Origin of the sequence: Pseudoalteromonas sp. OF5H-5 (genome assembly GCF_021530695.1) — a bacterium.
GTDB lineage: Bacteria > Pseudomonadota > Gammaproteobacteria > Enterobacterales > Alteromonadaceae > Pseudoalteromonas.
Genome location: NZ_JAKGBF010000001.1, coordinates 397,616 through 409,748 on the forward strand (window position 1 = coordinate 397,616; position 12,133 = coordinate 409,748).

The window sequence follows — 12,133 nt, forward strand, 5'->3', positions numbered from 1 at the left end:
ATTAAGTAGTATTTCGGCATGATTATCAGAAGCTTGGGGCAATAACAATAAGGAACCATGATGTCAGTAGAAACTTCTCAACATGAATTAATCGTTAGATATTTGAATCCAGAAGATATCAACGTAGCCGCGAGTGTGTTGTATCAGGCTTACCATGATGATCCGTTACTCAAGCAGGTATTGGAGGCAAAACAAGAAGCAATTTTTGAAAAAAAACTCAGAGCCTTAATACGAGAAGAGCTGTCGGCATTTGGTCAAACGGGGCAGCCGATGGTGGGGTTATATCATCAAGATAGATTGGTCGCGGTAGCATGCGTTATTGCAAATGGCGATGAATTGGACGCAAATCGGCAGTGGCATTGGCGATTACGACTCATGATGAGTGCGGGATATTTGCAAACGCAGCAGCTTATCGATAAAGAAAAGTCGATTAGACAAGCGTTGCAAACGCAAGAGCCGTGTCACTTTTTATCTCTAATTGCCGTTGACCCACATGTTCAAGGGCTTGGCTATGGCCACTATTTACTCACTGCGTTGGATGATTTAATTGCACAAAGTGAAGAAACGAAAGGGATGGCAGTATTTATTACTAAGCCAGAACAAGCGCAGTTTTTTGCGGGTCACGGTTATCAAGTTCTGCAAAAGATGGCGTTTAGCTCAGTAGAGGGCACATTACTATTTAAGAGCAAATAGCAACAATGGAAATTACCATGTAAGAGATCTCGTACGAGAATGTGGGTTAAGGCGCTTTGTAGTACCGAATTTGTAGTGTGATTTTTAGTTACCCTTCTGTTTTTAAAGAAGTTACTTTGTTTTTCTTTTAAATGACAGCAAAAAGATTGTTCGGAGCTATCTAACAAAAGTGCTCAATCCCCGTAAACTTAACAATGTAAGGAAACACAAGAGCAGGAGCTCAGCGTCAAAGGATAAGGAATTTGACAACAAGAGAAGGATGTATTGCATAGGGCAAGGAAGATCAGGAACTCGAGGAAGCGAGTGTGAAGCGGAGCTTCACTAGGGATAAGGAGACACATGGAGTGTCAAGGAGCGCGGGAAGCGTAGTGGAGCAAGGAAGAGCAGATAAGGACGAGCAAGGCTCTAGGATGAGGGAGCGCAATCTGGATGATTGCGAAGTGGATGGGTTACACTGGACGTAACAATGTATAGGGAACACATAGGGATTATGTGAAGCGGAGCCAAGGTGGCATTGGAGCGCGGGAAGCGAAGAGGAGGCCAAGGTGGCTAAAATGGAGATGCATTGGAAGTGCTAATGGATGACACAAGGATGGGATTCGGGTAGGTCGGAGTACATACCCGTTCAGGGGAAGAAGAATTGGCGGATGGCTTTTGGGTTGTAAAGCAGAGGAATTGGATACCTCGTGGGATAATCGTCAGGATTGAGGCGCAGCAGATAGGCTAGCGCCTTAGTTTTTTTTGACGGTTGTAAATTTGATGTATATTTTCCTAGTAACTTAGTTGAAGTTCTCAAAACTCTCCGCTTGCAGTTTCATTCTTATCTTTCGATCTCCTTGCTAGATTATTCCACTCTCATTTTAGTCTTATACTGATTAGTCTTAATACTTGCTCAATTTTAAGGAGCAAATCTGACGCTAACCGCGTTAAAAATTTCTCATTTAGAACAACTAAATAGCAAAATTTTTGCCTTGCCTTGCCTTGCCTTGCCTTGCCTGCATGGATGTAGGTACCTTGGCGATAGCAGGACGCGGTAGTGGTGTTATCGCTAAGATTCTCCCGCCTCAAAATAGATCACTTAATTAAGCGAATTGGTATTGTTTTTTAGTGCGCGATGTTGGCGCAATAGTTAAGGAAAAAGAAATGGAATGGTATCTAACAGTATTAAAAAGATATTCCGATTTTAGTGGACGTTCAAGACGCAAAGAATACTGGATGTTTATCTTAATAAATGCGTTGATAGGCTTTGCAATTGGTATTGTCGACGGGCTTTTTGGCACTCTGTTTTTGACAGGTATCTATTATTTGGTGGTTCTAGTACCGATAGTTGCAGTATCTATTCGTCGTCTTCACGACACTGGACGCTCGGGCTGGTGGCTTCTAGTGAGCTTTGTGCCTATCGTCGGTTTATTAGTGATTATATATTTCACCACCATGGATAGTGAGGTTGGTGAAAACGACTACGGGCCAAGCGTCAAAGGGTATGTTTAAAATAGTTGTACTATTATAAATTCAGAGCAGGCACTTGTATTTATATGAATTTAAGTGCCTACTTTCGCACCCATCGGATTAACTTGCGATTTTATAAGCGGGCAATTCTTTTTTGACTAATCGTTCATTTTCTAAGTAAAGCTTACCTTGATAGGCTGACTCGCCATCTGAACTAAACTCAAACATAAATTGGCTTTTTATTCCAAGCTTACCGTCCTTTAATACCCCGAAACGGCGCTTAATACAGGCAACACTTAACAGTTGCACTTGCAAACTTTCAGTTTGATGTTGTGCATGTCTATTTGCCGCTTCTGCGATCTGGCGGCTATACCAAAATAGCGCGATACCAGATGATACGATGATAAAAAGCCAAAGTGTTGTCATTTAAGAAAATAACCTTCCAATTGCACGAGACAGAGTTTCACTGCGATTTTCTGCTCTAATAATCCCTAAAACATGTGGGCGTAACATAGGTATTGCAACTAAGTCTGCGAAAATACTGCCGAAAAGTCCATCGATTTGATTATTCTCAGCGGCTTTTTCCATATAGATAAAAAGCCTTTGCTGGTCGGTTAGTGTCTCCCAAGCACGCCCTGCAATAGTGAGTAAGCAATCGGCATCTGATCCCAACTCAGATGCTAAAATGGCGTCTACTGCATGTGCGATGAGACCAAGCGCGTGACTTCCCGACATTGCACGCAAATTGGTGACTACGGCGTCCTTATTTTGCTGTTGGCATGCGCGGTTTAAAGCGGCTAAAAAGTCTTCGGTTTGTGATGTTGAGACCGTAACGTGTTCAAGCATTGCAGCTAATGGTGTCTTAACTTCTGCTGGCAAAAAAGACCACGCCTGTTGCAGGTTGCTCGCGTTATGACCATGGTCTAGACGTAGGGCAAAGTCTGCAATACCTTGTAGCGCTATTTCTTGCCAGCGTTCAAACCCAAGCTTGCCAGAAAAATAGAGTTCGGCGTGCTCGTAATATTGAGAAGCCGGGCGATTAAGCTCACGCTTTAATAGCGCATTGAATGCCGCGAGTTTGTTCGCGTTTGGCGTGAAGACATAAGGGTTGTTATCAAGTTTCCCTTGAGCGGCTTCGCCCGTGAGTTGAGTACCTAATGCTTCGAGTACCATGGAGGCAAAGTGGTCACGGCTGGCGATAATGAGCTTGCTTTGCTCATCCAGTGGAAACTTTAAAAACCACACATAAGGATCAGCGGTCGCCTCATTATCCCAAAATTGAATCGCCATGATGGCATGGCCGCCAAGCGGGTAAGGATAAGGGACTTGAGTACTCTCGATTTGCGCAAACTGCTTCTTATCTATTTTTGTGATACGTCGACCCAGATCATAGGCCCGCCACTGCGTTCCGGCGTTTGTTAGTAATTCACCTAAAGTTGAAATTTGCGCTGTCATGAATGCTCTATATGTTACTTATATTTTCAATAGCGGCAATTATAGCTACTTTTGGGAGCGCTGATAAGCCTATGAAAAAGGTGCACTTGAGAGAATTGGCTAGCTCCTAAATAATGCAAATTGCTATAATGTAAAAAATTGAGAAAGAGACAGGACCGATGAACTCGGAATTATTGATTCAGTTAGACGAACTTGAGACTTGTTTAAAGGCGACGGGTCTTTGGCAAGACGAGCCAATTTCGGCTAAGGCACTTACCTCTACGGAGCCATTTTGCTGCGATACGATGACCTTCGCGCAGTGGTTGCAATTTGTATTCTTGGGCAAAATGCGAACAATGGTAGAAAGTGGTGAAGCATTACCGGAAAATATGGCGATTGCGCCAATGGCTGAAATGGTGCTGAGTGAACATCTTTATTTTAATGCGGTGCATCAGTGCTTAAAAAACCTCGATAATACAATTGCAAAGAGCGCGTAATGCTTGAGATTTTATATCAAGATGCACATTATGTTGCGATAAATAAGCCGTCAGGGTTGTTGGTTCATCGCTCATTTTTGGATAAGCGAGAAACACAATTTGCGATGCAAATGCTACGTGATCAACTTGGTCAACATGTTTTCCCCGTTCACCGTTTAGATAGGCCAACGTCAGGCGTGCTACTGTTTGCACTAAGCTCTGAGGCCGCGCGAGACATGAATGAAATCTTTATTAGCGGTAATATTCAAAAACGCTATTTAGCGCTTGTTCGCGGATTTGCTCCGGAATCTAGATTCATCGACAGACCACTCAAAGAAGAACTTGATAAAATTGCTGATAAGTTTGCCTGTCAGGATAAAGCTCCGCAGGAGGCGCAAACACAGATAAATTGTTTATTGCAGGGTAGCTTGCCAATTCCTTTTGGTAAGTATCCAAGTATTCGCTACTCATTGGTGGAGTGTTTTCCTAAAACGGGTAGAAAACACCAAATCAGGCGCCACCTTAACTATTTAGCACATCCGATTATTGGTGATGTCAATCACGGTGATAATAAACACAACCACTTTTTTGTCGATCATTTTGGCTTACGTCGGTTGATGTTATTTGCAACTAAATTGGAATTTGTACATCCTTATACCAACACGACGATTTCAATTACCGCGGATTTGGGAGAAGAAGCATTGGCTGTCTTCGCTCAGCTCGGCTGGTCAGACAACGAGAAGGATTATAAATAATGGCAAAAGTTTCCATTTTTGTGGGAAGTATGTACGGCAATGCTGAAAACTTGGCAAACGACAGTGCTGAGTTTTTGAATAAATCGGGTCATGAGGCAAGTGTTATTGAGCCTGCTTCCATCGTTGATGTAACGCAAGCTGAAAACATTTTATTTATTTCTTCTACTACCGGATCTGGTGATATTCCCGATAACTTGCTGCCTTTGTTTTTGCAAATGCAAAGCGAATTTCCGATGCTAACGGGCAAGAAAGTAGCGGTCATCGCATTGGGGGATTCTAGTTATGGCGATACTTATTGTGGTGCTGGAAAGCAAATTGATGCCCTGATTGAAGAGTTGAACGCCACTCGAGCACAACCGCGTTTAGACATCGATGCGTGTGAATATTTTGAGCCTTGGGAGCCGGCAGAGGCTTGGCTTCAATCATTGGCAAAAAACCTTTAGGTTTTATCTTCTGTTCAAGCATTACCTTTCAATTTACGCGGCTTAATAGGCCGCGTTGCCAGCTCAAATAGCAAACTCATCAGCATAGTTATAGTAACGAGAAAATATAAATATTTACATTCTGGTTACGTTGTGTGACATTAGTCTTGGTTGTATGAAAAGTGACCGATATTATAAAGTTCAAAATAATGAAAAGGAAAAAATAATGATTAAACCGATTCTATTTGCTGTATCTGCTATTTTCGCCACCGCTATGTCGTCTAATGCTACCGCATTCGAAGAAATTTACCTTGAATGTTACAAAAATGGTGAGTTGTTATGGGCTGACTCTTTTACTGATTATCGAGACGCGGATAACGCATCGAGAATTTGCAGGAGGATTGGTGGTACACCAATAATGTATTAACGATATCAGTTCTTTATGAAACTTTCTTTAGATAATACTAATCAGCATTGAAGTCTAACCAAATTTTTTGGTTTAAATCAGCTGTAAGCGACATTGAAAAACTGTGTATTTAAACGATAGTACTGTCGTAATTTTTAAGGAAAAGTGAGTCAAAAGAGCTGCTTTAATATGTAAAAATCCAATATCATCACTGATATTGGATTTTTATTTTTGAACTCTATACCTTAGCGCTAAACACGTTTCGTCTGAACTTTCAGTTTTAACTTTTGACCTGGCTGCAGGTACTTCTGTCCAGTCAGGTTGTTCCATTTGACGATTTCATTCACGCTAACGTTAAATTTAGTGGCGATACGTGCCAATGAGTCGCCTTTACGCACTTTGTAAGTGATTGTGCGCTCGGTGTTGACGAGGACGGTTTGATTTGCTGCTTTTTCATCTTTAAAGACAGTAAGCTTTTGTCCAAGGCGCAAAACGGCATTGGTTTTTAACTTATTCCAGCTAGCTAATTGCTTAACGGTAACATCATATTCGCGGCTGATATCCCACAATGTATCACCTGATTTTACTGTGTGGCTGAGTTTTTTCTTAGTTACTTTGTTGGCGGCAAGGCGCACTTCTGGTGGTAAATGCTCACTTTGCAATTCGCCATCACTGAGTGGCACCAATAACTTCTGGCCAACACGGATCATATTGCCATCGATGCTATTGAGTGAGCGAATGGCGCCGATACTAGTATTAAACTTAGTCGCAACGACCGACAGGCTATCTCCTTTTTGCACTGTATAATATTGCCAACGAAGTCGATCTTTTACTTCAGTTTTAGCTAATTTCTCTTGAAAAGCGTCAACTTTTTCCATGGGTAATAATAACTGGTGTGGGCCATCTGGATCGGTGGCCCAACGATTAAAACCTGGATTTAAGCGATAGAGTTCAGTTAAAGAAATATCGGCCATTTCAGCGGCAAACGCTAAATCAATTTGTGACCCTACCTCAACGGTATCAACAACTTGGGCATTGATTATAGGTTGCCACGCGACCTTAAACTCATCTGAACGTTTTAAGAGGTCGGATAAGGCAAGTAATTTAGGCACATACGCGGTGGTTTCGCGAGGTAAATCGAGAGACCAAAAATCGGTAGGCAAATGCTTTTTACGATTTTTTCGGATTGCTCTGAGCAATCGACCTTCACCTGAATTGTAAGCGGCAATTGCGTTTAACCAATCGCCTTCCAGTGTTTTATGGAGATAGGTGAGGTAATCTAATGCAGCCTGCGTTGATGCAATAATATCGCGACGGCCGTCATACCACCAATTTTGTTTGAGGTTAAAGCGTTCACCGGTTTGAGGCATAAATTGCCAAATACCGGAAGCGGTGCGGTGTGAATAGCCAAATGGATCGAATGCGCTTTCCACAATAGGTAACAACGCGATTTCTACCGGCATATTGCGCTTTTCTACTTCTTCAACAATGTAGTAGAGGTAAGGTTCTGCACGTTTTGCGATACGGTCTAAATAGGCTTGGTGACGTTGATAGTAATTACGTTCGGCTACCACAGGTCTATTTTGTGGTACTTCGATAGATAACTGATAACGGATCCGCTCCCATACGTCGTCAAATACAGGCACAGCCTCTTCATCTTCGTCTTGCCATGAGGTACTGAGTGTTTGAGAGATATCATAAGGGCTCGCGTGATCTAAGTTGGCCTGCTTCACTTGTTCAGTTGCAGTTTCCAATGGTGTTTCTTGCGTGATTTCACAACCACTTAATATTGCTAATGAAGCAACAATAAAAGCGAGCTTTTTCATAAATGCGTTCTTTTGCTTGGGGGTTCGGACAAAAACTCGGCAATATTACCGAGTTTGTATCAGCATTTAAAGCTTCTTTATTATTTTATTTCGACTTCCTAAAAATCGTTAGAAATGCTTATCTTTGGGGGTATTGCAAAGAAAATGGATAATTTATTCAATACTTCCCATGTAAGTCCGCCAAAAAAGCGTCATTTTGGCGTTACATTAGGTCACTATTGAATATTTTAGAAGTTATCCTTCCATTTTCTCAGTGCACTAAAGCGAGCTTCAGGTGTATTTTCTGACGCGATAAATTGCGTTGGAACATGGGTGAGAATGGCATCATTTGCGGCACGTACAAAAGGATTGATTGCTTTTTGTTGTTCAATTGTCGTAGGTACCGTGCGCTCGTTACTGGCACGTAATGACTTTGCTTGTTGGTGATACTGGATCAGTGCTTGGTTAGTGGGCTCAACGGCCTCAGCAAAAGCAAGGTTCGCGAGTGTGTACTCGTGCGTGCAATACACTTTACATGTGTCAGGTAGTGTGAGTAGCTTTTCAAAGGAGTGCCACATTTGGCTAGGTGTTCCCTCAAAAAGTCTGCCGCAGCCAGCATTGAATAATGTATCACCCGTAAAAGCCAGTTCATCATTTACATAACAGATATGGTCTAACGTGTGACCTGGGGTGGCAATAATGTTCAGCGTGGTATCAAAAAGTGTGATCTTATCGTGTTCACTAAGGCCATGAGTAATGCCTTTATATTTACCATTTTTAGGCCCGTAGACTGTTAAGCTGGGAAAATGTGATAAAAGCGGGGCAATGCCATCAGTATGATCCCAATGGTGATGGGTGACTAATATGCCTTGGAGTGTTAAATCAAACTTGGCGAGGTAATCTAAAACAGGTTGTTCGTCACCTGGGTCAACCACCCAACAGTTTGAACGTCGAGGGTCTTTTATCACCCAGATATAATTGTCATCAAATGCTTTGATTGCATCGACTTGCACCATAACGCAATGCTCTATAAAGTGATTAATAACACCAGTATAACGAGCTTAGTAAATGAAACCAGCGTTAAGTTTTTTACAAGGACCCAAACCCGATGAGTGGCAAGACTTTCCTCACGGTGAATATTTAAAGGTGGGGATCCAAAAACGACTGGATGAATGGCTACCAAGAATGTTTGGTTACCACATGCTAAAACTCGGCTGTTTGAGCGGTCAAATGAATACCTCTGCCAGCCCGATTAAGCATCAAGTTTGTGTTGCCCCACAAGGCAAACATGTCGGAGTATTTGCTGAAATTGACGAGCTACCTTTTTACGAAAACTCAGTCGATGCTTGTATTTTAAGCCAGTGCTTAGAATATCATTCTGATCCGCATCATATTCTACGCGAAGCCCACCGAACGCTTATTCCTGGAGGTTATATTGTGATCTCAGGTTTTAATCCGTTTAGTTTATGTGGTGTGGCGCAAATGCTTCCCTTTAGTAAAGAAAAACTACCTTGGTCAGGGCGCTTCTTTACTCCATCGCGGGTGAAGGATTGGCTAGATTTACTCGGGTTTGAAATTGTTGGTGACGAGCGCTTTATTTATGCGTCTTTAGCGCGAGGCTCGAGGCTTTCTCGTTTTGCGCCATGGCGTCGTTTTTGCCGTCATTACTTAAAGCCGATGGGAAGCGTGTATATGTTGGTGGCAAGAAAGCGGGTGATGCCGCTCACTCCAATCAAACCTAAGTGGCATGTAAAGCCTAAGTGGACACCCGCTGTGAAAGGGGCTGGACTCAGACAAACCTGCCAAGATAAAGAATAACGAGTATTATTACTTAATATAAATCTTAAGGGAGCTGTTATTTGTTATTGAATGATCCCTTAGTTAGACGCTGGCTTCGTAGCCTTCATCTACAAGTAGGTTTGGACCTGAAGCCGCTTCACGCGCTAAGTCATCAACAAGCTCATTATATTTATTTCCAGCGTGGCCTTTTACCCAGCGCCATTGGATCGTGTGTCGGCTGGTGGCAGCGTCCAGTCTTTGCCATAAATCGACATTTTTTACTGGTTGTTTGGCTGCGGTTTTCCAATTGCGCTTTTTCCAGTTTTCAAGCCAAGACTCAATGCCTTGCTTAACATATTGGCTGTCGGTATACAGAATGATATCGCAGGGGCGCTTTAATGTTTCGAGTGCAACAATAGCCGCAAGCATTTCCATTCTATTATTGGTTGTGAGTTTATACCCTGCACTCATTTCTTTTTCATGTCCTTGATAGGAAAGGTAAACACCATAACCACCTGGACCTGGATTGCCTAAACACGAGCCATCGGTATAAATCTCTACGGTTTTTTGCACTGAATTGCCTATTTTTATGTAAAATGTGCGAATAGGGCAAAATAATAGCAAAGTTAAGCGAGCAACGATATGCACACACGGCAAATAGTACTGGATACAGAAACCACAGGTATTGATCCTAAAGCAGGGCACAGGATCATTGAAATTGGTTGTGTTGAGCTAGTCAATCGCAGACTAACGGGGAATAACTTCCACGTATATATCAACCCTCAGCGCGACATTGAAGAAGAAGCCATTGATGTTCACGGTATCACCAACGAATTTTTACGTGATAAACCTTTTTTCCATCAAATTGCGCAAGAGTTTTTTGACTATATTAAAGGAGCTGAGCTTGTCATTCATAACGCGCCGTTCGACGTCGGCTTTATGGATCACGAGTTTGCTAAGTTAAATCAAGGCTTTCCGGCAACCCATGACTATTGTCAAGTGCTAGATACTTTGGTGATGGCAAGGGATCTTCATCCGGGCCAGAAGAACAGCCTAGATGCGCTTTGCCGTCGCTACGATATCGATAACTCAAAGCGTACGCTGCACGGCGCTTTGCTGGATTCCGAGATCCTTGCTGATGTTTACCTGTCGATGACGGGAGGCCAAAAAAAGCTGAATTTGGCAAATCAAAATAAAGGTGATCAGGCTAACTCAGCCGGTGGCATTATTCGTTTAGACAGCAATCGTCCTGCACTTAAAGTTTTACGTGCTTCTGCCGATGAAGAACAAGCACATACAGAACGTTTAGAGCTTGTAAACAAAGCTTGTGGACAAAGTCTGTGGCAACAATTATGAATATAATCGGTATCGTTGGGGTGGAGTAGACGCTTAACTAGGGGCTTTGTCCCAAAAAAAGATCACTCAGGCCATCAACGCAATGTAGGGTTAATACATGAATCTAAAACAGCTTATCTTGGGGTTTGTACTGCTAGTAAGTACGGTTGTTGGCGCTCAAACACCACAGATAACGATGTTGCAGCGGGACGGTAAGGTAAATGAAATCCCTCTTTTAGATAACCGTTTTCGTATTGATTATAATATTGAAGAGATCACTTTACTGTTTTTTCGCGCCCCAGGCGCTCCCGCCGTGGTACTTGTGAAGCCTGATGGTAGTAAATATTATGCGACCAGTTCACTGGATAATGATGCACTACGATGGTATGACGAAGTCAGTTATGACTTGATCATTCTAAAGAACCCAACGCCAGGCCCTTGGCAAGTCATCGGACAGATCCAAAAAGACAGCCGCATAATGGTGCTTGGTGACATTGAACTCGAAGTTGAAGCTTTGCCCCCGCTATTATTCCGTGGTGAAGTGCTGAAGGTAACAGGGCGCGTGACTAATGATGGCAAACAGATAGATGTGGGTTACTTCCGGGATGTCGTGACTTTGTATGTGGAGTTCTCTAGTACCAATAACGATGAATATGCCAACTTTGGTGCAGGTACGCAAAGCGTGACCGACTTTAAAGATGATGGCCGAGAGTTTGATGAAAGACCCTTGGATGGAATTTTTACTGGTGAGTTTAAATTAAACTTTCCTGCGGGAGAGTGGCAGCCTGAATTTTTCATAGAAACGCCCATTCTAAAAAGAAGAGTGATCAAATCACCTATTGTTATCGCTGAGCCGCCATTCAACTTTGAATTGATGCTAGCGGGTGAAAACGAGCTTGAACATGGCCTTACTATTACGATAGACGACACGGTTGTGAAACCTGAGACCATATTGCTACAGGGTAAAATCTTTTACCCTAATGGTGAAGAGCAGATGTTTACCTTAGATGCAGAAGAACGGCTTTATCGTCAGCTGCCAATCAAGAATTATGATTGGGGGCGTTATAGTGTAGAAATCTCCGTATTTGGTGAAAATATCAATGGCCGTGAGTTTATGGCAACGTTGCCAAACTACAATTTTGAAATTGAAAGACCCATTGAAAAAGTGCCTGAATTGGAAGCCGCTGCGTTACCGGCAGTGATACAACCCGAGCCAGAACCAGAGCCGACTATAAGTACAGCGCTATTAGTCAGTATTATTGTTGCTGGTAACTTAGTTGTATTATTGCTCGGTTGGTTAGCCATTCGTGTTCTGGTGCAAAAAAAGCCAATTAGACTAAAAGTACCAATGCCAAAGAATCCATTTAAGAAAACCGAAGAAGTCATTGATCTTGATGATTTAGGACCATCTGAAAATAACGCAGCAGGGAATGGTTCAAAAAATGATAAATCAGGTGATATTTTGAACCTTTCAATGAAAGATAACTAAAAAACACGGTTTTTTTTCAAAAAACGGTTGACTCATGAGGGGGTCATTCGTATTATTCACGCCGCTGTCAGGGAGCACACCTTACAGCAA

General features: G+C 42.5%; 14 protein-coding genes. 9 read left to right on the forward strand and 5 right to left on the reverse strand.

The window, feature by feature from the left end:
- The first annotated feature begins 60 nt into the window (after nucleotides 1-60).
- Together L1271_RS01790 and L1271_RS01795 are read left to right on the forward strand one after the other, a co-directional pair.
- Nucleotides 61-693, forward strand: coding sequence for a GNAT family N-acetyltransferase (locus L1271_RS01790; RefSeq protein ID WP_010606625.1), 633 nt, complete (start codon nucleotides 61-63; stop codon nucleotides 691-693).
- Between the two features lie 1,143 nt (nucleotides 694-1,836).
- Nucleotides 1,837-2,184, forward strand: a complete 348-nt coding sequence (locus L1271_RS01795; RefSeq protein WP_102057220.1) for a DUF805 domain-containing protein — start codon at nucleotides 1,837-1,839, stop codon at nucleotides 2,182-2,184.
- Nucleotides 2,185-2,262: 78 nt separating this feature from the next.
- On the opposite strand, the gene L1271_RS01800 is transcribed toward L1271_RS01795, so the two are convergent.
- Both L1271_RS01800 and L1271_RS01805 read right to left on the reverse strand, forming a co-directional pair.
- Nucleotides 2,263-2,568 (reverse strand): DUF3301 domain-containing protein, encoded by a 306-nt coding sequence (locus L1271_RS01800; RefSeq protein ID WP_235366639.1) that lies wholly within the window; start codon nucleotides 2,566-2,568, stop codon nucleotides 2,263-2,265.
- Nucleotides 2,569-3,597: a DUF3549 family protein gene (locus L1271_RS01805; protein WP_010606630.1), complete on the reverse strand. Its 1,029-nt coding sequence runs from the start codon at nucleotides 3,595-3,597 to the stop codon at nucleotides 2,569-2,571.
- A 158-nt stretch (nucleotides 3,598-3,755) separates the two neighbouring features.
- Between L1271_RS01805 and L1271_RS01810 the strand changes: the two genes are divergently transcribed.
- The 4 genes from L1271_RS01810 (at nucleotide 3,756) to L1271_RS01825 (ending at nucleotide 5,656) form a co-directional block, all read left to right on the forward strand.
- A complete protein-coding gene (locus L1271_RS01810; RefSeq protein ID WP_010370929.1) occupies nucleotides 3,756-4,073 on the forward strand; it encodes a YqcC family protein in 318 nt (105 codons plus the stop codon).
- The gene (truC, locus tag L1271_RS01815; RefSeq protein WP_102057217.1) at nucleotides 4,073-4,807 is read left to right on the forward strand and encodes a tRNA pseudouridine(65) synthase TruC; all 735 of its coding nucleotides are present in this window, start codon (nucleotides 4,073-4,075) and stop codon (nucleotides 4,805-4,807) included. The genes L1271_RS01810 and truC overlap by 1 nt, the downstream gene beginning before the upstream one ends.
- Nucleotides 4,807-5,250, forward strand: coding sequence for a flavodoxin (locus tag L1271_RS01820; RefSeq protein WP_010606632.1), 444 nt, complete (start codon nucleotides 4,807-4,809; stop codon nucleotides 5,248-5,250). Before truC ends, L1271_RS01820 begins: the two co-directional genes overlap by 1 nt.
- A 205-nt stretch (nucleotides 5,251-5,455) precedes the next feature.
- Nucleotides 5,456-5,656: a hypothetical protein gene (locus L1271_RS01825; protein WP_039496929.1), complete on the forward strand. Its 201-nt coding sequence runs from the start codon at nucleotides 5,456-5,458 to the stop codon at nucleotides 5,654-5,656.
- Between the two features lie 230 nt (nucleotides 5,657-5,886).
- On the opposite strand, the gene L1271_RS01830 is transcribed toward L1271_RS01825, so the two are convergent.
- Complete coding sequence (locus L1271_RS01830) at nucleotides 5,887-7,461, reverse strand: lytic transglycosylase (protein WP_010606634.1); 1,575 nt, start codon at nucleotides 7,459-7,461, stop codon at nucleotides 5,887-5,889.
- 227 nt (nucleotides 7,462-7,688) lie between these two features.
- The gene (gene gloB / locus L1271_RS01835; RefSeq protein WP_211866629.1) at nucleotides 7,689-8,456 is read right to left on the reverse strand and encodes a hydroxyacylglutathione hydrolase; all 768 of its coding nucleotides are present in this window, start codon (nucleotides 8,454-8,456) and stop codon (nucleotides 7,689-7,691) included.
- Nucleotides 8,457-8,508: 52 nt separating this feature from the next.
- Here gloB and L1271_RS01840 point away from each other — a divergent pair, with 52 nt between their 5' ends.
- A complete protein-coding gene (locus L1271_RS01840) occupies nucleotides 8,509-9,258 on the forward strand; it encodes a class I SAM-dependent methyltransferase (RefSeq protein ID WP_010370946.1) in 750 nt (249 codons plus the stop codon).
- A gap of 63 nt (nucleotides 9,259-9,321) precedes the next feature.
- Here the strand turns inward: L1271_RS01840 and rnhA are convergent, their stop codons facing one another.
- Nucleotides 9,322-9,792, reverse strand: a complete 471-nt coding sequence (rnhA, locus tag L1271_RS01845; protein ID WP_010606636.1) for a ribonuclease HI — start codon at nucleotides 9,790-9,792, stop codon at nucleotides 9,322-9,324.
- Between the two features lie 69 nt (nucleotides 9,793-9,861).
- Between rnhA and dnaQ the strand changes: the two genes are divergently transcribed.
- Nucleotides 9,862-10,575, forward strand: coding sequence for a DNA polymerase III subunit epsilon (dnaQ, locus tag L1271_RS01850; protein ID WP_102057213.1), 714 nt, complete (start codon nucleotides 9,862-9,864; stop codon nucleotides 10,573-10,575).
- A gap of 97 nt (nucleotides 10,576-10,672) precedes the next feature.
- Nucleotides 10,673-12,043, forward strand: coding sequence for a TIGR03503 family protein (locus L1271_RS01855; RefSeq protein WP_235366640.1), 1,371 nt, complete (start codon nucleotides 10,673-10,675; stop codon nucleotides 12,041-12,043).
- Nucleotides 12,044-12,133: the final 90 nt, after the last annotated feature.